The sequence below is a fragment of the Cellulomonas sp. P24 genome, from assembly GCF_024704385.1.
Lineage (GTDB): Bacteria > Actinomycetota > Actinomycetes > Actinomycetales > Cellulomonadaceae > JAJDFX01.
The window spans coordinates 73459-94740 of record NZ_JAJDFX010000002.1 but is presented as its reverse complement, the minus strand read 5'-3'; the positions used below and the strand labels follow the sequence as shown (position 1 = coordinate 94740).

At 69.3% G+C, this 21282-nt stretch carries 17 protein-coding genes; 7 read left to right on the top strand and 10 right to left on the bottom strand.

Annotated elements, in window-relative coordinates; genetic code table 11:
- Positions 1 to 84: 84 nt before the first annotated feature.
- Positions 85 to 921 carry a PIG-L family deacetylase gene (locus tag LJB74_RS00580; RefSeq protein ID WP_259306706.1) on the top strand — a complete coding sequence of 279 codons (837 nt, stop codon included), beginning with the start codon at positions 85 to 87 and terminating at the stop codon, positions 919 to 921.
- Between the two features lie 36 nt (positions 922 to 957).
- On the opposite strand, the gene LJB74_RS00575 is transcribed toward LJB74_RS00580, so the two are convergent.
- Complete coding sequence (locus LJB74_RS00575) at positions 958 to 2367, bottom strand: CoA transferase (protein ID WP_259306705.1); 1410 nt, start codon at positions 2365 to 2367, stop codon at positions 958 to 960.
- A 13-nt stretch (positions 2368 to 2380) separates the two neighbouring features.
- Positions 2381 to 4288, bottom strand: coding sequence for a penicillin-binding transpeptidase domain-containing protein (locus LJB74_RS00570; RefSeq protein ID WP_259306704.1), 1908 nt, complete (start codon positions 4286 to 4288; stop codon positions 2381 to 2383).
- A 100-nt stretch (positions 4289 to 4388) separates the two neighbouring features.
- Here LJB74_RS00570 and LJB74_RS00565 point away from each other — a divergent pair, with 100 nt between their 5' ends.
- The 3 genes from LJB74_RS00565 (at position 4389) to LJB74_RS00555 (ending at position 7228) form a co-directional block, all read left to right on the top strand.
- Complete coding sequence (locus tag LJB74_RS00565; RefSeq protein ID WP_310650780.1) at positions 4389 to 4673, top strand: GNAT family N-acetyltransferase; 285 nt, start codon at positions 4389 to 4391, stop codon at positions 4671 to 4673.
- 150 nt (positions 4674 to 4823) lie between these two features.
- A complete protein-coding gene (locus tag LJB74_RS00560) occupies positions 4824 to 6239 on the top strand; it encodes an MFS transporter (RefSeq protein ID WP_310650779.1) in 1416 nt (471 codons plus the stop codon).
- Complete coding sequence (locus LJB74_RS00555) at positions 6236 to 7228, top strand: alpha/beta hydrolase (RefSeq protein ID WP_259306702.1); 993 nt, start codon at positions 6236 to 6238, stop codon at positions 7226 to 7228. The genes LJB74_RS00560 and LJB74_RS00555 overlap by 4 nt, the downstream gene beginning before the upstream one ends.
- Before the next feature lie 109 nt (positions 7229 to 7337).
- Here the strand turns inward: LJB74_RS00555 and yicI are convergent, their stop codons facing one another.
- The 7 genes from yicI to mobF all read right to left on the bottom strand — a co-directional run bounded on the left by yicI (position 7338) and on the right by mobF (position 17737).
- Entirely contained in the window at positions 7338 to 9605 is a 2268-nt protein-coding gene (gene yicI / locus LJB74_RS00550) for an alpha-xylosidase (protein ID WP_259306701.1), read from the bottom strand.
- A gap of 31 nt (positions 9606 to 9636) precedes the next feature.
- The gene (locus tag LJB74_RS00545; RefSeq protein WP_259306700.1) at positions 9637 to 10521 is read right to left on the bottom strand and encodes a carbohydrate ABC transporter permease; all 885 of its coding nucleotides are present in this window, start codon (positions 10519 to 10521) and stop codon (positions 9637 to 9639) included.
- Position 10522: 1 nt separating this feature from the next.
- On the bottom strand, positions 10523 to 11452 hold the full coding sequence (locus LJB74_RS00540) for a carbohydrate ABC transporter permease (RefSeq protein WP_259306699.1): 930 nt from the start codon (positions 11450 to 11452) through the stop codon (positions 10523 to 10525).
- 83 nt (positions 11453 to 11535) lie between these two features.
- The gene (locus tag LJB74_RS00535) at positions 11536 to 12846 is read right to left on the bottom strand and encodes an ABC transporter substrate-binding protein (RefSeq protein ID WP_259306698.1); all 1311 of its coding nucleotides are present in this window, start codon (positions 12844 to 12846) and stop codon (positions 11536 to 11538) included.
- Positions 12847 to 12914: 68 nt separating this feature from the next.
- Entirely contained in the window at positions 12915 to 13934 is a 1020-nt protein-coding gene (locus tag LJB74_RS00530; protein ID WP_259306697.1) for a LacI family DNA-binding transcriptional regulator, read from the bottom strand.
- Between the two features lie 438 nt (positions 13935 to 14372).
- On the bottom strand, positions 14373 to 14699 hold the full coding sequence (locus LJB74_RS00525) for a hypothetical protein (protein ID WP_259306696.1): 327 nt from the start codon (positions 14697 to 14699) through the stop codon (positions 14373 to 14375).
- Between the two features lie 56 nt (positions 14700 to 14755).
- Positions 14756 to 17737, bottom strand: a complete 2982-nt coding sequence (gene mobF, locus LJB74_RS00520) for a MobF family relaxase (RefSeq protein ID WP_259306695.1) — start codon at positions 17735 to 17737, stop codon at positions 14756 to 14758.
- Positions 17738 to 18143: 406 nt separating this feature from the next.
- Between mobF and LJB74_RS00515 the strand changes: the two genes are divergently transcribed.
- Positions 18144 to 18395 (top strand): type II toxin-antitoxin system Phd/YefM family antitoxin, encoded by a 252-nt coding sequence (locus LJB74_RS00515; RefSeq protein WP_259306694.1) that lies wholly within the window; start codon positions 18144 to 18146, stop codon positions 18393 to 18395.
- Complete coding sequence (locus tag LJB74_RS00510) at positions 18392 to 18667, top strand: Txe/YoeB family addiction module toxin (RefSeq protein ID WP_259306693.1); 276 nt, start codon at positions 18392 to 18394, stop codon at positions 18665 to 18667. Before LJB74_RS00515 ends, LJB74_RS00510 begins: the two co-directional genes overlap by 4 nt.
- On the opposite strand, the gene LJB74_RS00505 is transcribed toward LJB74_RS00510, so the two are convergent.
- Positions 18655 to 19368: a hypothetical protein gene (locus LJB74_RS00505; protein ID WP_259306692.1), complete on the bottom strand. Its 714-nt coding sequence runs from the start codon at positions 19366 to 19368 to the stop codon at positions 18655 to 18657. The genes LJB74_RS00510 and LJB74_RS00505 overlap by 13 nt on opposite strands.
- 273 nt (positions 19369 to 19641) lie before the next feature.
- Here LJB74_RS00505 and LJB74_RS00500 point away from each other — a divergent pair, with 273 nt between their 5' ends.
- On the top strand, positions 19642 to 21273 hold the full coding sequence (locus tag LJB74_RS00500; protein ID WP_259306691.1) for a TIR domain-containing protein: 1632 nt from the start codon (positions 19642 to 19644) through the stop codon (positions 21271 to 21273).
- Positions 21274 to 21282: the final 9 nt, after the last annotated feature.

Here is a 21282-nt window from a genome sequence, read left to right as displayed (position 1 = left end):
CGCGGCCGGGGCCGTGCGGTGGCGGCCGAGGAGTCGGCGAGCGGCAGGCGGTTGCCGGTGACGTGGTCCGGGGGCGATGAAGGCATGACGGTGCTGCGGTGGGCCGCGAGGGTGGCGCAGTGGCGGTCGGTACGTGCCGTTGCCGCGGTGATCCTCGTCCTTGCCGTGTGCGTCGGCGAGATCGTGCACGAGCCGCGCCTGGCCCACAACCCGGTGTTCGCGGGCGACGTCGTCGTGTTCTACCCCGAGCACCCCGACGACGAGGTGCTGTGGGGCGGTAGTGCTGTCCGGGCGGCCATCGACACCAAGGGTGCGGACAACGTGTACGTCGTCCTGGTGTCCCGCGGGCTCGGGGCCACACCGTTCCTCAAGCCGGCGCACTTCAACGCCCTCTCGAGCGTGCAGCGAGGCACGCTCCGTGAGGACGAGTTCCGTGCGGCGATGGCTGCCCTCGGGGTCGAGAGCCGCAACGTGGTCGTGCTGCAGGACTCGGCACCGGGGCCGGATGACAACTTCGCGGAGATGCGGCGCACGGCGCTCAGGTTCGAGCGCGCGGCCGCTGCGGCAGGGAGGACCGTCACGCACGTCGCTCACTCGTACGTGCTCGACAACAACCGGCTCCATCGCGGCAACGGACGGGTGATCAAGAGCCTCCTCGACGAGGGGCTGATCACCGATGCGCTCTTCTGGATCAAGCCCGAGTTCCGGTACAACGTGCCGGCCGGTGACCTGGTGCGCTTTCAGGCGCTCACCCCTGTCGACTCGGCTGCGGTCCACGCGGCGATCAACGCGTACACGCGGACGGAACCGCGTGCCGGTCTGGAGGCGATCGGGTTCCGCAGCACGCCGTGGTACTTCTGGATGCTCGAGTGGGACGCGAACCTCACCTCGTTGTTGCACACGGCTGCGGTTCCGGGCTAGCAGCGCTCCCGGCGTGCGCCGCGTGAGGCCGTGGTTTCAGCTCGACCAGACCGGCGCATGGCTGCCGATCGGCCCGGCGTCGACTGACCAGTGCGGTGGCGTGCCGGCGATCTCTCCCGGCAGCGGCACCTGCCGGGCGGAGCCCCACGCCGTCCTGGTCGTCACGAGGTCCGTGTCCGACCACTGCGGGTCCGGGGTCGTGCGACCGGACGGCGACGGGTGGCCGAGGAGCGCGGTGGCGGTGCCGATGAGTGAGCACCGGACCGACGTCGGTGCGCCGTGGCGCAGCTGTCGGAGCAGGGCGCGGCCGATGGCTGCGGCGAGGACGGCTCCGGTCCCATGATCGAGGGCCTGCGCCGGGAGGGGGCGAGGGGCGTCCGTGCCGTCCTCCGAGGCGCCGGCGGATGCGATGCCGACACTCATCTGGACGAGGCTGTCGAACCCGCGTCGCTCCCGCCACGGCCCGGTCCAGCCATAGGCGTCGAGGGAGGCGGTGATGAGCTCCGGGTTGAGGGAGCGAAGCGCGCTGGCGTCGTAGCCGAGGGCGTCGAAGGCACCGGGCCGGTAGCCGCTGACCAGCACATCGGCGGTGCGCACGAGCTCGGCGAAGGTCGTCCGGTCAGGCGAGCAGGTCAGGTCCAGCCGCGTCGAGTGCTTGCCTGCGGTCGTCTCCGGGACGAGCGCCGCCACCTCGTCGACACCGACCGGGTCGATGCGCAGCACGTCTGCTCCGTATGCGGCGAGGAAGCGGGTGCACATCGGGCCGGCGAGCACCCGTGTGAGGTCGAGGACCCGGACCCCGTCGAACGGCCGGACCGGCACCGGTGAGCGGGCTACCCACCGAGGAGCAGAACCGGTGGGTGTCCCGACGTCGGTGCGGGCGAGCGGTTCGTCACGCGTCGAGCGGCCGGCCGCGGAGCCGAGCCACTGCGCTCGGGTGTGCATGACGGCCGCGCACCCGCCAGCGGAGACGATCGCGTCCTCGAGTGCCGTCCCCTCCCACGAGGCGACTGCTCGGGTGACGTCCTCGCGGGTCGCGGCACCGAGGACGCGATGGACGACCGCTCGGTGGTGGGGGTAGTTCGTGTGCAGCCGGATCCAGCCGTCCTGCGTCCGGTAGTCGCCTGCGATCGGGTCCCAGGCCGGAGGGAGGTCCCAGCCGAGCGGGGTGAAGAGACGCTCGGCGAGGAACGCCGCCGCCGCGCTGCGGGTACTGACCGTGACCGGCCGTGCCGTCTCCGCACGGCGCGTGGCGAGGAGCTGTGCGGCGGCGAGCAGCTCCGTGGCGGTCGTGGCGGCGGCGAACCCGGTGACGTCGAAGGTGGCGGGGAGCACCGTCGCCGGACCGATGATGGTCGGTGGGTCGACAGGATCGAACGACTCCTCATCCGTGCCGAGGGCACGCCAGACCGCCATGGCCCAGTCGGTGGTCGCGGGTGACGTCATCTGCGCCTCGGGGTCAGCCGTTGAGGGTCGTGAGGAAGGCCTTGGCGATCGGAGCGGCCACCGCACCACCGCTCTCGCCGTCCTCGACGAGCACGCAGAACGCGACGTCGCCCTGCCACCCGACGAACCACGCGCGGGTCTTGGGCGGCGTGTCGGTCCCGTACTCCGCCGTCCCGGTCTTGCCGTACACCGGGGCACCGGGCGTCGACTTCATGACCTGACCGGTCCCGTCGGTCACCACGAGTCGCATCAGGTCGTGGAGCTGCGCGATCACGGCCGGGTCGAGGGGGTGCGGGGTCCGGTCGGCACCAGCGACTGCGGGGGAGGAGACGAGGGCCGGCTCGACGTAGCTGCCGCGGGCCACCGAGCCGACCATCACGGCGAGGTCCGCCGGCGAGACGAGCGTCTTGGCCTGGCCGAAGGCGGTGGCGGCGCGTTCGCTGGTCGACGTGGCCACCGGGACCGACCCGGCCGCGACGTCGGGCACGCCGAGGTGCTTGTCCCATCCGGCGCCGATGCCCAGGGCGAGCGCGGCGTCGTGGACGTCCGAGTTGCCCATCTTCTCCGAGAGCTGGACGAACGCCGTGTTGCAGGACTGCGCGAAGTCGACGGAGAACGGCACGGAGCCGAACGACTCTCCGGCGTAGTTGGAGACCTTGAGTCCTCCGACCGTCACCGAGGGCGGGCAGGTGACCGTCGTGGTGGGGGAGAGACCCTTGCTGAGCAGCGAATACGTCGTGCCGACCTTGAGCGTCGAGCCTGGGGGGTACGTCCCGGAGAGCGCTCGGTCGATGCCGTACGACGGCGAGTTGGCGACGGCCAGCAGGTCGCCCGTCTTGACGTCCACGGCCACCAGGGCCGACGGGACGCTGCCGCTGCCGGCAAGAGCGTTCTCGGCTGCCGTCTGGGTCGCGAGATCGAGGGTGAGCGTGACCGAGGTGCCGTTCACGGGTGGCTTCTCGAACAGAGCGGTCGTCGGCGCGAAGCTCGTGGCGATCCTGATGCCTGGTGTCCCCGCGAGCACCTCGTCGTACTGCGCCTGAAGTCCGCTGAGCCCGGCGTAGTCACCGGCGACGTACCGTCCGCCGCTCTTCTCCACGATGTCGGCGGTCACGGGTCCGTAGGAGCCGAGCAGCGGGCGCGCGAAGGCCGAGGTCGGTGCGAGCGGTTGGGTCCGCTTCGGGTAGATCACCCCGATGAGGGAGTCGAGCTGGGCCTTCCGGGCGAGGAAGTCGGACTCTCGATAGGCGATGACCGGAATCGGCGCCTTCGAGCCGGACGTCTTGGCCGCGTCGAGCTGGGCCACGAGAGACCCGGGCGACGAGCCGACGAGGGTCTCGAGCGCGGAGACCGTCGAGTCGGACGCCCGGGTCGGGTCGATCTCGACGTCGTACACGGTGCCGTTCGCGAGGATCGGTGCGCCGTTGCGGTCGAGGACCTCGCCACGGGTGCCCCAGGTCCGGGTCTTCACGAGCGTTGCGTCGGGCCCGATGCCGGGAACCCACATGGAAGCTGTCGGTGTGGTCACGATGGCCCAGGTGCCGGTGGCGTCCGTGGCCTCCACGGGCATCGAGTAGCTCCAGGTGGACCCTGCGGTGACGGGCCACGACACCGCGAGCTCGGCGGAGGCGGACGTGCCGTGGCGGGTCATGGACGTGACCGAGACGGTCGGGTGGACGTCGCCCAGTGCCGCGGTCGTGGCATGGAAGCCCGCGGCGACCGCGGTCGGCTCGGCGCCGGAGTAGGCGATCGCATCCAGACCTCCGTCGGTCCAGGCGGTGGCGTAGGAGGTGAACAGCGCGTGCGCCTTGCTGTCGAGCTCGGCCTCGTGGCGGTGCCCGACGTACACGTATCCCCCTGCCGCCCCCGCGATGACCAGGGCGGCGGCAGCGGTCGCGGCGACGATGGTTCGGGTGCGCATGGGTGCCATCCAACACCGGATCGCCGACACACCTGGGGGAGTTCCACTCGATCGTCCCCTGTGCTTGGGTGTCGGCATGGTGAGCATCGAGGTTCGTGACGTGCCCGGACGGAGTCGCTACGAGGCGCGGATCGACGGCGAGGTCGTCGGCTTCGCAGAGTACGAGCGGTCCGGGGAGCTGGTCGTGTTCACCCACACCGAGGTGGAGCCGCGCGCGGGCGGGAAGGGCGTCGGCTCGGCGCTCGTCCGCGGTGCCCTCGACGACGTGCGGGCAGGAGGCGCGCGTCGCGTCGTCCCACTGTGCCCGTTCGTGCGCGGCTGGATCGCGGCACACGACGAGTACGGCGACCTCGTGGCTGCGGCGTCAGGCGCCGCCACGGACTGACCGCTCGCTCCGCGGTCGGTGTGCGGATGCAGGTTGCACGCTGGTTGCGCCGCCGCCGGGCGTCGACGGACCGGGGCCGAGCGGGCGACTCGCGCGGCGTGTTCATCCGGGGTTCACCCTGCAGTGGCGTGGTCACGCCATACTTCGCGCGTGACCGCCATCGAGCCCCTCGCGACGACACGGCCGACCGCGACGGGTGACGTCCCCCGTTCCCGAGTGCTCGCGTGGGCGCTGTGGGACTGGGGCTCGGCGGCGTTCAACGCGGTCATCACGACCTTCGTGTTCACCCGGTGGCTCACCAGCAAGGCGTTCGTCGACCAGGGCACGGTGGACGCCGCGGCCCTCGACGTCACCGGGCACGGCGCGGCCACGACGGCGCTCGATGCCGTTCTCGCGCAGCACTCGGCGTGGCTCGGCTGGGGGCTGACGGCGTCCGGTGTCCTCATTGCGGTGCTCGCCCCCGTGACGGGTGCCCGCGCCGACGACACCGGCCGGCGCAAGCGCTGGCTCGGGGTCCACACCGCGATCACGGTCCTCATCTGCGCGGCGATGTTCCTCGTCACCCCGGACCCGACGAGCCTGACCCAGAACCTGCTGCTGGGCATCTTCCTGCTGGCCGCCGGCACGATCTTCTACGAGCTCGCAGCGGTCAACTACAACGCGATGCTCGCCCAGGTCTCGACCCCACGCACGGTCGGGCGGATCAGCGGCCTCGGCTGGGGCGCGGGGTACATCGGGGGGATCGTCCTGCTCCTGGTGCTGTTCGTCGGGTTCATCAACCCGACGGTGGGCTGGTTCGGTGTGACCGGTGCGCACGGTCTGGACATCAGGGTCGCGGTCCTGGTTGCCGCCGTGTGGTTCGGTCTCTTCGCGTTGCCGGTGCTGATCGCAGTGCCCGAGGTGACGCCGTCCGGCAGAGGGACCCGGCTCGGACTGGTCGGGTCGTACCGGCGGCTGGGTCATGACGTGGCTGCGCTGTGGCGCGGGCAGCGGGACACGCTGCGGTTCCTGGTGGCGAGCGCCGTGTACCGCGACGGTCTCGCCGGCGTCTTCACGTTCGGAGCCGTGATCGCGTCGGGGACATTCGGGTTCAGCGCGTCCGGGGTCATCATGTTCGCGATCGCCGCCAACGTCGTCGCTGGGCTCGCGACGTTCGTCGCCGGGTACCTGGACGACAAGGTCGGTCCGAAGGCGATCATCGTGACGTCACTGGTGGGGCTGGTGGTCTCCGGGGTGTGCGTGTTCGTGCTGCACGACGGCGGGCAGCGGGTCTTCTGGGTCTTCGGACTCCTCCTGTGCCTGTTCGTCGGCCCGGCGCAGTCCTCGAGTCGCACGCTGCTCGCCCGGACCATCCCGGCCGGTCGTGAGAGCGAGGTGTTCGGCATGTACGCGACGACCGGACGCGCCGCGGCGTTCATGGCTCCGTTGGCGTTCTCGACCGCCATCGCCCTGTCCGGCGCGCAGTACTGGGGCATCATCGGGATCATGGTTGTGATCCTGCTGGGGCTGGTGCTGGTCCTCCCGGTGCGCTCGGGAGGTCGTCGCGGCACGGACGTGCCTGCGTGACCCGGTGGGAACCGGACCCGCTCGGCGCCCACTGGCAGCAGACGACTCTCGACCTCGGTGCGGACGACGAAGGGGCGGTCGTGGCGACCGTCGTGCGGGCCGTCCCGGACGGCACCGCGGTGGCCGACCGCCCGGCGGTGCTCTACGTGCACGGGTTCAACGACTACTTCTTCCAGACCCACCTGGGTGAGGCCCTGCGGGCCCACGGGTACGAGCTCTACGCGCTCGACCTGCGCAAGTGCGGCCGTTCGCTGCGCCCGTGGCAGACGCCGCACTCGTGCACGGACCTCCTGGACTACGTCCCGGAGCTGACAGCAGCGGCGGCACTTGTCCGCGGTGAGCTCGGGCATCGTCGCCTGGTCCTCATGGGGCACTCGACGGGCGGGCTCCTCGCGAGCCTGTGGGCGCACAGCCTGCGGGAGACGGACGTCCTGGATGCGCTGGTGCTCAACAGCCCGTGGTTCGACCTCAACGCCCGGTGGTTCCAGCGGGTGGTGGCGACCCGGGTGCTCGACGTCGCGGGGCCTCTCGACCCGAAGCGCGTCCTCGCGGACGGTCCCTCCGAGTACTCGTACCGGCTGCACGTCGCCCACGGCGGTGTCTGGGACTACGACCTCACGCTCAAACCGCCGGAAGGCTTCCCGGTTCGGGCGGGGTGGTTGCGCGCGGTCCGACGAGGCCAGGCCCGGCTGGCCCGCGGTCTGGACATCGGCGTTCCCGTCCTGGTCTGCTCATCGGCGAGCAGCGGTCCGAACACCGCGGCGAACCCCGACCTCGACCGCCAGGACACGATCCTGGACGTACGCCAGATCGCGACGCGCTCCGCGCTCCTCGGACCTGACGTGACCCTCGTGCGGATCCCGGACGGGGTGCACGACCTCAGCCTCTCGGCCCCTGCACCGCGGGCGCTGTACCTCGAGACGGTGACGCGCTGGCTCGAGGCGCGTGTTCCCGGGCCGGAGCCGGGACAGGCGGACCGGGCGGTGTGATCCGGTCGTACCGGGGCCGGGGCCGGGGCCGGGACCTGGACGAGAGACGAGTCGGGGCAGCACCGGTTCGTCCGGTGCCGCCCCGACCTCCGTGAGGGACGTGCCGCCGTCAGGCCAGGGTGAGCTCCGCGTGCCCGTCGACGGCGTCGACCACGACGTCTCCGCTCTGCAGGCGCCAAGTGCTGGCCGGCCCGGTGGCGACGAGCCGCTCGCCGGCGCGCTCGACGACGAACCGGGTCCCGTCGCCGCCGTCGGCCGCGGGCACGACGACCTCGCGCCGGTCGCCGTCCGCGAGCTCGAAGGCACGCAGCGTGACCCCGTCGGCCCAGTCGTAGTCCGGACGTGAGGTCTGGTTGCCCCAGGGGAGCACGCTTCCGGGGCGGACCAGGACGGGCAGCGAACCGGTGGAGTGGACCTGGTGCACCCACCGCGGGCCGGTGACCGTCGAGCCGTCGAGCAGCGACGTCCACACCCCGTCGGGGACGTACACGTCGACGTGCCCGTCGGCGTCGAGCACGGGAGCCACGAGCACGCTGTCGCCGAGCATGTACTGGGTGTCGGCGTTGAGCGCCGAGCGGTCGTCGCCGAACTCGAGGAGCAGGTGTCGCAGGACGGGCAGGCCGTCGGTGTGCGCGGCCTCTGCGGTGGCGGCGAGGTACGGCATGAGGCGGTACTTCAGGTGGGTGAACCGGCGTGTGATCTCCACCGCCTCGTCGTCGAACGCCCAGGGGACGCGGACCGAGCCGGAGCCGTGCAGACGCGAGTGCGACGAGAGCAGCCCGAACGCCAGCCACCGCTTGAACACCAACGGGTCCGGAGTGCCCTCGAAGCCGCCGATGTCGTGGCTCCAGAAGCCGAACCCTGAGAGCCCGAGCGACAGTCCGCCACGGAGGGTCTCCGCCATGGAGGCGAACGTCGAGTCGTTGTCGCCGCCCCAGTGCACCGGCATCGTCTGCCCGCCGGCCGTCGCCGACCGGGCGAACAGCACGGCCTCACCTTCGCCGCGCACGTCGACGAGGGTGTCGAAGACGGACTGGTTGTACAGGTGCGTGTAGTAGTTGTGCATCCGTTCCGGGTCGGAGCCGTCGTGGTAGACGACGCCCTCGGAGGGGATGCGCTCACCGAAGTCGGTCTTGAAGCAGTCGACGCCGGTAGCGAGGAGCTCGCGCAGGTAACCGGTGTACCAGTCGCACGCGTCGGGGTTCGTGAAGTCGACGAGTGCCATGCCCGCCTGCCAGAGGTCGGTCTGCCAGATCGAGCCGTCGGTGCGACGGAGCAGGTACCCGCGCTCCTTGCCCTCGGTGAACAGACGCGAGCGCTGAGCGATGTACGGGTTGATCCACACCGAGATGTGGAGACCCTTCGCCTTGAGTCGCGTGAGCATGGCCTGCGGCTCGGGGAAGGTCGCGGGATCCCAGACGAAGTCGGTCCAGTGGAACTCCCGCATCCAGAAGCAGTCGAAGTGGAACACCGAGAGGGGCAGGTCCCGCTCCGCCATGCCGTCGACGAACGACGTGACCGTCGCCTCGTCGTAGGACGTCGTGAACGACGTGGTCAGCCACAGGCCGAACGACCACGCGGGAACGCGGGGAGCGCGACCGGTGAGGGCTGTGTAGCGGCGCAGGACGTCCTTCGCGGTCGGGCCGTCGAACACCAGGTACTCGAGGACCTCTCCGGGGACGGAGAACTGGGTCCGCTCGACGGCCTCCGAACCGATCTCGAAGGACACCTTGCCGGGGTGGTCCACGAGGACGCCGTACCCGCGCGAGCTGAGGAAGAACGGCACGTTCTTGTACGCCTGCTCGCTGGATGTCCCGCCGTCCAGGTTCCAGATGTCGACGCTCTGGCCGTTCTTGACCACGGGGCCGAACCGCTCGCCGAGACCGTAGACGAGCTCGCCGGGGGTGATGGTCAACTGCTCGTGCACGTACGCGTGCCCGGCGTCGTCGGTGACGGCCGCGACGGACCGCGACGTGCTCGCGGTGAGCAACCGCCCCGCGGACCGGTACTCCACGTGCCAGCCGAACCCGCGCCGGACGCTCACCTCGAGGTCGCCGGTCGTGAGTCTCCCGCCCTCGTCGGTGGCCTGCACGGTCGGGGTGAAGCCGGTGTCTCCGATCAGTGCGAACTGCGGGTGCGGCGGGAGGCCGCCGTCGTGGTGGGAGATCCGCGTCCGCACGACGCCAGGGGCGGGGGAGGAGTACGTCACGGTGAGCAGCGGGGCGTTGAGGGTGTCGCCGCGTCCGCGGATCCGGTGGGTCGTCGCGAACACGGTGAGGGTTCCGGCTCGGGGGTCCGCCACGATGTCGCGGACCTCGGTGGCACGCAGGACGGTGTAGCCGTCGGGTAGCTGCCAGTAGCCGTCGGAGAACTTCATGGTGCGAGCGCCTTTCTGAGGGACGAGCAGGCTATTTCACGGCGCCCGCGGTCACCCCGCGGGTGAGCGTGCGCTGGAAGATGAGGAAGAAGATGAGGGTGGGGACGAGGGAGACGAGCGCTCCGGCGTTGAGGGTGGGGACGTCGAGCATCCGGTCGCCCTGGAGGGAGGCGAGGGCGATCGGCACGGTCTGCGACTCCGGGGTCGTCAGCATGACCAGCGGGATGAAGAACTCGTTCCACGTCCAGATGAAGAAGAAGATCATCAGCACCGACAGCGTCGGTCGCACGATCGGGAACACGACCTTCCAGAGCACCGTCCAGGAGTTCGCGCCGTCGAGCGCGGCGGCTTCGAGCAGGGCGCGTGGGAACGTGCCGAGCACCGAGGCGAGGAGGTAGGTGCCGAACGCGGACTGGATGACGGTGAAGATGATGACGATCGACCAGCCGGAGTTGTTGAGGCCGACCTTCTGAGCCATCGTGTAGAGCGGGTAGAGCAGGACCTCCTGGGGCAGCATGTTCGCCAGCAGGAAGATCATGACGATCCACATCCGCCCGCGTACCCGGCCGATGCCGATCGCGAACGCGGTGAGCAGGGACAGCGCGGTGCCGGCGACGGCGACGGCGGCCGAGGTCCAGATCGAGTTCCACAGCTTCACCGGGAAGTCGACGGCGTTCCAGAACTTGACGAGGCCGTCGGTGTACAGCGAGGTCGGCAGCGCGAGGGGGCCACCGGTCGAGTACTGCGCGGGGTCCTTGAAGGCGTTCATCACCATGAGGACGAACGGCGCGAGCATGAGCACCGCGACGACGACCGCGCCGGCGAGGATGAACCAGCGGAGCGTGCCCCGGTGGTGCCGGTCGTTCTTGTGCGTGACGGTCGGGGTGGCGACCGTGCGGGTGAGTGTCGTCGTCATGTCAGACGCCTTCCTCGTCGCGCCGTTCGGAGCGCGCCTGCAGCAGCTGGATGATCAGGGCCACCGCGACGATCACGAGGGTGAGCACCGTCGCCACCGCGGCGCCGTAGCCGACCTTGGACTTGTCGAAGAAGTTGAGGAACGAGTAGTACGACGGCACCAGCGTCGAGCTCTCGGGGCCGCCACGGGTCAGCACGTAGATCGGCGCGAACACCTTCAGCGCGGCGATCGTGCAGGTCAGCGTGATGACGAAGGTCTCGGGCTTGATCTGCGGGATGGTGATCGCCCGGAACCGGCGGAACCAGCCGGCGCCGTCGAGCTCGGCGGCCTCGTACAGCTCGGGGTCGACGCGCTGGAGCGCGGACATGAAGATCACCGTCGGGTAGCCGATCTGGATCCAGACCAGGACGAGCATGACGGCGGGCAGCGCGAGGTGGGGGTCGCCCAGCCAGTTCGGCGGGTCGGTCACGCCGAGGCCGCGCAGGATCTCGTTCAGGGCACCGGTCTCGGCGTTGAAGATCCAGTTCCAGACGATGCCGGCGACGGCGACGGGCAGGATCTGCGGCAGGTAGTAGGTGGCCCGCAGGAAGCTCGCGGTGCGGGCCCCGACGTTCTTGCCGATGTAGTCGAACAGGACGGCGGCGAGCACCAGACCGATCAGCGTCGGGAGCACCACCATCGCGAGGATCATCCACAGCGAGTTCTGGAACGAGCTCCAGAACGCGGTGTCGTGCAGGAGAGCCTTGTAGTTGTCGAGCCCAATCCAGATCTGCGGTGCCAGGCCGCCCTTCCACTTGTGCAGCGAGTACCAGAGGTTCAGGCCGAACGGGATGAGGATGATGACGGTGAGCGCCACGGCGCCGGGGATGAGATAGAGCCAGTACACGCGCCGAGATCGGCGGCGGTGGGGCGCGACGGTCTGCACCGCCATGTCGATCACCTGCTCGTCAGTTGTGGGTGGGTGAGGGGCCGTGCGGGGTCCCGACCGGAGCCGGGACCCCGCACGAGGGGGTGTCACTTACCGGTGATGTCCTTCTTGCCGGACTCGTAGTACGTGCCGAGCGCCGCCAGAGCGTCGGCCGGCGACTTGGAGCCGTTGATGATCGTCTGTCCGAACGACACGACCTGGTCGTAGAAGCCGGCGACCGGCCAGTCCGGGTAGAAGGAGAGACCGTCGTCCTTCACGACCTGGTTCCAGTTGTCCGTGAGCAGCTTGGTCTGCGGGTCGGTGATCGAGCTGGTGTCGGCTGCGACCGGGAGGCCACCCTTGTCTGCCATCACGGCCTGCGCCTTCGCGCCGAGGGCCGTGTTGATGAACTTCGCGGCCAGCTCCTTGTGCGTCGAGTTGGTCGGGATGACCAGGAGGTTGCCCGACGAGCCCGCGTTGAGCTTGTTGCCCGGGAACAGCATCTGGCCCATGTTGAACTTGACCTCGGTGTTCAGACGGCCGAACCACCACGAGCCGGAGACCATGATCGGGTACTTGCCGGCGATGAACGCGGTGCCCATGTCCTCCGCCTTGAGGCCCGAGGAGTCCTTGGCGACGTAGCCCTTGGCGACCCAGTCGGCGAAGTCCTGGGTGCCCTCCATCAGCGGCCCGGAGGTCCACGAGACGTCGTTCTTGAACAGCTGGAAGTTGTCCACGAACGTCCGGTCGGCGTGCGAGAGCACGAGCTCGTACCAGAGCTGGCTGGCCGGGTACTCGGCGCCTGCGGTGGCGATCGGGGTGATGCCCTTGGCGACGAACGCGTCCATCGCGGTCTTGAGCTCGGCCATGGTCGTCGGAACGGTGATGCCGTTCTGCTCGAACATGTCCTTGTTGTAGTAGACGGTCACGTACTCGCCGTAGGTCGGGACGCCGTACCAGTTGCCCGAGCCCATGAGCCCGTTCGCGTCGTACTTGGCCGTGGTCTGCAGCGACGACGGCAGCGTGGTGTCCCACCCGTAGGTCTTGGCGTCAGCAGTCAGGTCCGTGAGCAGGCCCTGGGAGGCGAGCTGGCCGGCGGTGCCGTTGCCCTTGTTGTACTCCATGACGTCCGGCACGTCCTTGCCGGCGAGCACGATCTTGGCGTTCTTCTGCAGCTGCTCGAAGGTCTGGTTCTCGACCTTGACCGTGACGCCGGGGTTGTCGGCCTCGAACTGGGTGATGGCGGTCTGCCACGACTGGTTCATCGCCGAGTCGGCGCCCTCGTAGTGCCAGAACACGAGCGTCGTGGGACCGGCACTGGTGCTGGTGCCGCCGGATCCGCCTGACGAGCAGGCGGCCAGGGACAGCGCGGTTGCGGCACCGATCAGACCGATCAGCGCGCGGGTGGGTCTCTTCATCGGGGTTCCTTCCATCGGGCGACTCGTCGGTGAGCCGGTCGGGCGGGTGGTGCGGGCGGTCGGGCAGCTCAGGGGCGCGGGGCAGGGCCGGTGGTCTCGCGGAGGTGGAGCTCGCAGGGAAGGTTCACCCCGGCGGGCGCCGGGCGGCCGTCGAGAACCTCGAGGAGTCCGCGGACGGCGCGTGCGCCCTGCTCCTTCCAGGTGGTCCCGAGGTAGGTCAGGGGGCGCTCGTACATCTCGCTGATCTCGTCGGCGACGGCAATGGCGAGGACGGACACGTCGTCGGGGACGCTGCGGCCGGCCTCCCGCAGGGCGCTGGAGACGCCGAACAGGGCGAGCTCGTTCATGACGATCACCCCGGTGAGGTCGGGGACGTCCGCGAGGAGACGCTTCATGGCGCGACGGCCGGCGGGTGGCGTCACGTCGCAGGTCACCGAGAGGGCGCGCATCCCGCGGGCCGCCATCGCGCGTTCGTAGCCGCGCTGGGCACGGACGACCGGGCCGTAGTGGGCGTCGACGCTGGCCTGGGACCGGCTGATGAACGCGATCTCCCGATGCCCGAGGTCGGCGAGGTGTGTGACGGCCTGCTCGAGCGCGTCCTCGAAGTCGATGTCCACCCAGACGCGCTCGCCGGGGTCCTCAGTGCGGCCGATGAGGGCGCAGGCCAGCCCGGCGGCTTCGACGACCTCGATACGGGGATCGTCGAGGGCGACCTCCATGAGGACCACGCCGTCGGCCGTGCGTTGGCCGGCGAGCTCGTGGAGCAGCTCCGGTTCCGCGCTGCTGACCGGCCACAGCACGAGCTCGTACTCGGCGGCGCGGGCGGCTGCGGCGGCACCGGACACGATCTCGTTCAGGGTCGCACCCAGCGCGACGCCGTAGACGGGGTAAGCGACGGCAAGCACGTGTGTGCGACGGGAGGCCAAGGCGCGGGCCGCTGCGTGCCGGCGGAAGCCGAGCTCGGCCATCGCGCTCTCGATCCGGGCGCGCGTCTCGGCGGACACCGGCCGCTTGCCGCTCAGCGTGTAGGACACCGTCGACAGGGAGACCTGGGCGAGGTCTGCCACGTCCTGCATGGTCGCTGCCACGGATGCTCCTCACTGAGCCGGATGGTGTCCATCGAAGCGCTTCGACGAAGCGCTTCGACCGAAAGTAGATACCGACCGGGACTGGTTCGTCAACGCGGGAGGGGGTTTCGGTGCGCGATCGTGTTCAGACCGTGACTATTGGCCCGCGCGTCCGGCCGGACGGCGGCGAGAGCGCCGCTGGGGAGAGCCCGGCGTGCAGTCCCGGCCGCTCGGAGAGGCGCCCTCGTCGGGGAGGTGACGCCTCGGGCGGAGCTAACCGGCGCGTTCCTGCAGGTCAGAAGGGTGCCCCGAGTGGGATTCGAAACCGTCCAAATAGTGAGACGGTGTCTCGCGAGCGATCGCCACGGGTCGCTGACCTGCGCAAACACGTGAACCCGTGTGGACACCTTGCGACCGCGCGGGCGGTCGCGTCCCCAATGGGGACGGGCTTTCGGGCCGTCAGGTGGCCTCCCGGGACGGCGCGGCGGGGGAGCGACGGATGCGGTGAGCGCCGATGGAGCGCACGGTCGCACCGAGCACGGATGCATCGACCTGCTCGGGCTGGCGCTCCGTGCGGGAGGTGTCTGCGACGACGGTCGCGCGGTTGACGAGATCCGCGACCTGAGCTGCGGTGAACCGGATGCGGCTCTTTCCGAGGCGCAGGTGCGCGGCCCGGCCGGAGCGGGCCTGTTCGCGGACCCACCAGGCGGAGGTGCCGAGGGTCTCGGCCACCTCCTCGGGGCTGAAGGTTTGCTCGGGGACATGGACGGGCATCGGGTCGGTCATCGTTCAGTCCTCTCGGCGTTGTTGACATGCCGGCGGTGGTGGGGCGCAGCGAGTGGTCACGGCCAGCTCCTCTCGATGACCGGGCCGTCGTACGAGCTCGGCACCGGGGGAGCCAGCGGTGCGGCCCGAAGCGCGCCGCTACTGCGGCTGCTGCTCGGGTCGTCTCGGGGGTGAACAGGCGGGATCGGCGGAGCCTGGTCGGGGTGGAACGCGTCCCAGGTCTCGGTAGCGGTCTGCTCGGCGTGGGAAGTCGCGAGGATGGCGTCCAGGACGTCGCGGGCCGATGCCTGCTGGGTCTGGCCGGGGAGGCAGTCGTCGCCGGTGGGTTCGGTGATGACGTAGGTGTGGTTCCGGTGGCGGCCGCGGGACATGGCGACGTACAGGTCCTCGCGGGCCATGCCGGGCGCAGCGATAGTGTGGGTCTCGTCGACGGTGATGCCTTGGGTGCGGGCGGTGGTCGTGGCGTAGCCGAGCTCGACGTGCTCGGCGACGTAGGTCGCCGGCAGGCGAACGGTGGCGCCGTCGCCGTCGCGGGGATCGGCCGTGCTGGCGGGTCGGACACGCAGGGACCCGTCGCGTCTGATGGCGACGACGTCCCACAGGTCGCCGTTGCGGACGAACCCGTCGGCGGTGTGCAGGCGGCGATGGTTGTGTCGGGTGACGATCCGGTCGCCGATCCCGGCGGTGAGCCCGTCGTGCAGGTCGACGCCTTCGGGGCTGACGGTCCCGGCGCGGATGCCGGCAGCGCGGGCGGCGTCGTTGAGGTCACGGACGGTGCGGTTGTCTGCGGCCTGCAGCACGGCGACGTGACCGTGCTCGCCGGCCTCGGTCCATGCGGCGAGGGCGGCGTCGAGCATCTGGTCGCGGGTGCCGTCGCTGAAGGCGTCGTGGGCCTCGTAGGTGTCCAGGGCCTGAGGGTGGGCGCGGCGAAGCTCGAGGCTCGCACGGGCCTCCCAGGGTTCGCTGAACCGCCACAGGGACGTGAGCTCGGCGGTCGGGCCGCGCCGGGCGAGCATCGCGAACGACCCGCCGGCGTCGACCGACCCGCGTTGCAGGTGGTCCCCGACCAGGAGGACCTTGGCGCCCGCGTCGCGAGCCTGCTCGGTGAGGGTTGCCAAGGTGCGGGTGTCCGCCAGGGTCGCCTCGTCGATGATGACGAGCTGGCCGGGAGTCACGCGCCAGGCGTCCTGTTCGGCGCGGGCCTTCCATTGGGTCTCGCGGGCGTCGCGGATCGCGAAGTAGTCCGAGCTCGCCGCCTCGGCGCGCAGCCCCTGCGCGTAGGTCTCGGCGCGGGTGTGGGCCCCGGGGCCGACGGACTCGTACAGCCATTTCACGGTGGTCTGGCATGGAACGCCGAGCGCTTGGGACAGTGCGTGTGCGGCGGTGGCGGAGGGAGCCAGGCCGAGCACGGTGCCGCAGTTCGCGCGCCAGGCCGTCGCCAGTGCCGCGAGCGTCGTGGTCTTGCCCGAGCCTGCTGGTCCGACCATCGCGTCGAGCAGATGCGATGACGTCAGGATGGCTTCGACGGCGGCCCGTTGGTCGCTCGCCAGGGTGTCCAGACACTGGCGAAGCCGGACGTGAGGGCTACGCATATCCGCAATCCGATACGGAAGGCGCGCGTCGTCGGCAGTTGCGTCGATCAGGGTCTTCTCGGCAGCGAGGAGCTCGGTGGTGGTGAACAGCGACTCTCCGACGCGGCGCCGGTCGGGGTCTCGGGTGTCGTCCAGGTGCACGCACAACCGAGCGGCGTCGGTGGTTACCGCGTTGAGCAGCGCGAGTCGTTCGGTGGGGGATGCCATGCGCAGGAGCTTGGAGGCGCGCAGGGCTTCGGCGCCCAGGTTCCATGTCGTCCACACCGAGCGCCTGGTCGAGACTGCTGCGACGGTCTGGGTGGTGAGGGCGTCGCGGACCTCGGGTCCGACGTCGTGGGCGTGCAGCGCCCGACCGTAGGTGCCCTGCAGGGCCCGGGCCGCGAGGTCGTGCGGTTCGAGGCCGGTCAGAGCCCGGGCCCGGTTCGCCCAGTCGGCGAACAGGTCACTCAACCGGTGGATGGTCTTCGGTGGCCGGGTCACCCTCGCCAGATGCTGGCGGGCCCTGGTCGTCTCCACCCGCGACGGCGCCCTACCGTGAGCGGCCGCGAACGCGGTGGCCCAGTCCTGTTCGGCGCAGTGGATCTGATCCGCCCGGGTGGAGAACGCCGTGAGCAGGTCGTCTCCGATGCCGTCGACCTCGAACGCGGGGTTGCGCCGCGGGCCTCGCTCGCGCATGCCCCACGAGACAGGCAACCGGCGGGCGAGCTCGTCGGCCATCAGCACGTCGTACAGCTCGGAGACGGTCACCACGGCGGCATGGACCGTCTTGCCGTCCAGGGCCCGCCAGGCCCCGTCGGGTCCTTGGACCTTGTTGGCGAGCACGACGTGGGTGTGCAGGTTCGGGTCGGTGGTGCGGGTGTCCCAGTGCTCGAACCCCGCGGCGATCATCCCCTTGGTTCGGACCTGCCGGCACCCGGCGGCCCCGACCCTCGTGCGCACCACCGTCGCCTCGACGAACTCCAGCGCGCTGGCCACTGCGGCCCGGTGGGCTCCGTGGACTTGTGCGCGGGTCGCGTCATCGCCCAACGCCCACAGGACCGAGACGGACTTGGGGGCCGTGAACGTCAGGTCATACCCCACCACCGCATGACGCCCGGGAGTCCCGGGTGCGGGGTCGAGGGTTGTCCAGTATTGGGGGAAGGGGCGCCCGAGCGGCGCACCGGTCAGCGGGTCGGCCCCGTGGCCGAAGACCGCGCCCATCGCCTCCTCGCTCACCAGGTCTCCCGGGACCAGCCGCGCGATGCCGGCGACCCCTGACCCCTCGACCCCCACCCTGTCGGTGCCCAGGCCGGCCAGGCCGTGGCCGTACCAGCGGCCGGGCGGGTTGCCGGACTGCTCGTAGTACCCGGTCAACGAGTCGCCCGCACCCAGGCCCACGTCACCGGCGGCGACGTGACGGGTCAGGTACTTGTACCCGTCACCGGCCGTGAGCTTGTGCATCGACATCACCGCGACTCACCTCCCCTCACCGACCCCACGCCACCGCGCGCCGCCACCCGGACCGGTGTGAGCGCCTCTACCAGCAGGTGTGCAGCGAACGGGCAGAAGATCGGGTCCCCGGGCGCCGGATGCGCGATGGGTTCCTACGAGCAGGTATGCGGATTCACCTGCAACATGCGAGGCAAGGCTGCTCAGGGGCGATAGTCACGGCGATGACGGCCGTGAAGGCGCAGGTCAGCGAGACGATGACGGGCACAGGCGGCGGGCCCTCCGTGCGTTCGTCATCGGTTCTGCTATCGGCCGCCGCGCGAGGGCGCGATGACGCCGCGGGGCGCCTCGTCATCGCGAGGGGTGACTTGGCGAACCGACACGGTCGACGTACAGTTTCTTGTACAGCCATCGGAGGTGTGCGGTGAAGACCATGACGTACTCGCAGTCGCGGGCCCGGTATGCCGAGGTGCTCGACGGAGTGCTGGCCGATCGCGAGGAGGTCGTGATCACCCGCGCCGGCCACGAACCGGTCGTGATCTTGTCCCTGGCGGACTACGAGTCCCTCAAGGAGACGGCCTACCTGCTGCAGAACCCGGCCAACGCCCGCCGCCTGCTCGCCTCGATCGAGCGACTGGAGTCCGGCGCCGGGGCGGAGCACGAGCTGGCCGAATGAGGTACGTCTGGGACTCCGACGCCTGGGCCGACTACCTGTACTGGCAGACCCAGGACCGCCGCGTCGTCAAGCGCATCAACGACCTCATCAAGGACATCGCCCGCGGCGCCGCCAGCGGGACCCCGCACGAGGGAATCGGCAAGCCCGAGGCCCTCAAGCACGGCCTGCACGGGTACTGGTCACGGCGCATCACCGACGAGCACCGCCTGATCTACAAGGTGGCCGGCGACGAGATCCGCATCGCCGCCTGTCGGTACCACTATGAGTCCTGAGGGCCTGGCCAGTCGCCGCCAACGTCCTCACGCCGCGGAGGGGACGGCGGAGGATCTGGCAATGTGACGTCCGTCGCAGTTGCATCCGGGGCAGTGAAATCGTGAGCGATAGGCACCGACGCAGCCGGTGGGATGGGAGGCGTGGGCTGAAGCCGCCACGCCACAGCCCTCAACCCAAGGTCGGCACGGAGGGTGTCAACGTAGTGCTGGATCAGGTCGTCAAGGTCATCTTCGAACTCCTGGGCAGGCTTGCCGCGGAACACCCCGTCCGACTTGAGTTGCCGAGTCACCTCCCGGAGGTACTCGTCGATGCGCGGGTTGAACTTCTCATACGCCGTCACGACCGCTGGCGAGGCAACGAGTCGCAGGAAGACGCCGATGAGGCGGATTTCGTTGGTGCCCTTGAGGATCCGGTCGACTGCATCGCCAGCCAGGCTGTCGGCCTTCGGGTCATCGCCGCCGCGCGGTGCGTTCGAAGTGAACTCGCGGAAGTCCACCTGAACGCGCGTGATCAGTTCGACGGACTCCTCGAAGCGGCTGAGCGACTTCTGACGGATTTCCAGCCGGTGATCCGCCTTGGTTCTCCACCGGCTCCCGAGCCAGCCCGCCAGGAGCACCCCTATGAAGCCGATCGTCGGCCCGTATACCTCCAGCCAGGTCCATGACGAGGCGTTGGCCTGCTCCGCAGCGGTGACGATCACGCATCGAGCGTAACGGCGGAGTGCCTGCAGAGGGCCCGGCCGCGTCTGCCCGACGAACTCCCCGACCGCCAGCGCGCCTTCGCTCAGCGTAGGAGCCCGGACACGGAGAGCAGACTCATCGGTTCAGCCTCATCGGTTCAGACTCTTCTTGCACCGCTGAGTGCGCACGGCCTCGGTTGCGATCTGTCCTCGCCCGAAGGGGGGTGCGAGTCCGGGGCCAACGCGCCGGGGAGTTCGCCCACGGGACGCGTTCACATTCAGTAAGTTGCTTGCATGACCATCCCGCCACCGCCGACCAGGCCTTCATACCGTCTCGATGCTGTCTTCAACGAGGCCGGATTGCCAGAGGTCACATACGTGCCCCCGCGAGAGGCGCAGCAACTGAAGGGCTCGTTGGCCACGGCGGGGAAGCACGTCACTCTGGTCGGCCCTTCGGGTATCGGGAAGTCAACGGTCGCACACCGGGCCCTGGGAGCTCTCGGCCTCGACGGCTCTCGCGTTCACATGTTCAGCGGACGGCGCTACAGCAACTCGCCGAGCATCCTCGACGTGCTGGCGATGGAGTTTGATGTCGAAGCCGATCTTGGCGAGATCGAGCCGTGGCTTAAGGCGTACGAGATCATCGCAATCGACGACGTTCACCACTTGACGCTCAACGCCAGGACTGAACTTGCCGGCCTCTTGAAGCTCTGGCACGAGTTAGGTATCCGCTTCTTCATGATCGGTATTGCCAAGACCGGTGAGGAAATCCTGGGACTAGATCCAGAGTTGGCAATCCGGAACGACGTTTGGCGGCTCGGATCGCAAGACGGGTCCTTCATGGAGGCTCTGATTGCAAAAGGGTGCGAAGCGCTCAATATCCGCATGAGCGCCGAGAGCGTTCAGACCGCCGTTGGGGCGGCCCAGGGGTCGCCCTCGATTCTCCAGGCAATCTGCAGAATTGCGTGCATCTCTGCCGACGTTCTCCACACGGTCGAGCCCGAAGTCGAGGTCGCAATTGAACTGCCGTTAATCAGGGAGGCCGTGGTACGGCAGTACGACGGGCGGTATCTATCCAAGGTCGTGAACCTCGCCCGCGGGCGACGTCAGGCTCGATCGGTCCATGATACGTACTTCCGCATCGTCGAGCGCGTCGCGCGGACGGGGAAGCAGCAGATCTCGAAAGATGAGCTCTATCACAGCATCGTCGGGAGCCAGGATGCGCGGCAGAAGTCTCGACAGCGGAACAGTTTCTATCGTGCGATGAACAATCTACCCGCGGTGATCGAGGAGAATAGCCTGTCAGACATTCTGCTCTATGAGAACGACACTCTGACAATTGATGACCCCGTTTTTCGCTTCTACCTTGATCACCTCGACTTCGCGCGAGTTAGGTCGCAGGTGAACATTCGTCGCGTCGGCTACGAATATGACGTTGCTGTGTCATTTGCTGGCGAAGACAGACCGATTGTAGTCGAACTCGTAAAGGCGCTCGAGTCGCGGGGCCTCGAAGTGTACTATGACTTCGACCAGCAGGCCCATCTTTGGGGAAAAGATCTGCGCAAGGAGTTGGGGCGGGTGTATAGCCAGGATGCGCAGTTCATGATTGTCTGCCTTTCAGAGCACTACCCTGAGAAGGATTGGGCTGTCTTCGAGTTCGAGGTAGGAAAGGGTGCCGCGGTCAAGCGAACCGACGACTACTTGCTCCCGCTCGTTGTTGGCAGCGCTCGTCCCGCCATGGTTGGGCTTCCGGACACTGTGGGCCACATCAGCCTAGGCAACCGCTCCCTGGATGAGGTGGCCGACCTGCTTCAGGAGAAGCTTCTCTCATTGCCTGCGGTCGGCGGAGAGGCTGACGAGCCAGCGGACGAGGGGAACGCCACAGAGGAGCTGGATCGCAGCGGGGTTGACACCCCGGAGTTGTAGGCGTCTGCA

Coding starts and splice junctions, on each gene's coding strand:
- LJB74_RS00580 (WP_259306706.1), top strand. CDS start 85: ATGACGGTGCTGCGGTGGGCCGCGAGGGTGGCGCAGTGGCGGTCGGTA.
- LJB74_RS00575 (WP_259306705.1), bottom strand. CDS start 2,367: ATGACGTCACCCGCGACCACCGACTGGGCCATGGCGGTCTGGCGTGCC.
- LJB74_RS00570 (WP_259306704.1), bottom strand. CDS start 4,288: ATGCGCACCCGAACCATCGTCGCCGCGACCGCTGCCGCCGCCCTGGTC.
- yicI (WP_259306701.1), bottom strand. CDS start 9,605: ATGAAGTTCTCCGACGGCTACTGGCAGCTACCCGACGGCTACACCGTC.
- LJB74_RS00545 (WP_259306700.1), bottom strand. CDS start 10,521: ATGACGACGACACTCACCCGCACGGTCGCCACCCCGACCGTCACGCAC.
- LJB74_RS00540 (WP_259306699.1), bottom strand. CDS start 11,452: ATGGCGGTGCAGACCGTCGCGCCCCACCGCCGCCGATCTCGGCGCGTG.
- LJB74_RS00535 (WP_259306698.1), bottom strand. CDS start 12,846: ATGAAGAGACCCACCCGCGCGCTGATCGGTCTGATCGGTGCCGCAACC.
- LJB74_RS00525 (WP_259306696.1), bottom strand. CDS start 14,699: ATGACCGACCCGATGCCCGTCCATGTCCCCGAGCAAACCTTCAGCCCC.
- mobF (WP_259306695.1), bottom strand. CDS start 17,737: ATGTCGATGCACAAGCTCACGGCCGGTGACGGGTACAAGTACCTGACC.
- LJB74_RS00510 (WP_259306693.1), top strand. CDS start 18,392: ATGAGGTACGTCTGGGACTCCGACGCCTGGGCCGACTACCTGTACTGG.
- LJB74_RS00500 (WP_259306691.1), top strand. CDS start 19,642: ATGACCATCCCGCCACCGCCGACCAGGCCTTCATACCGTCTCGATGCT.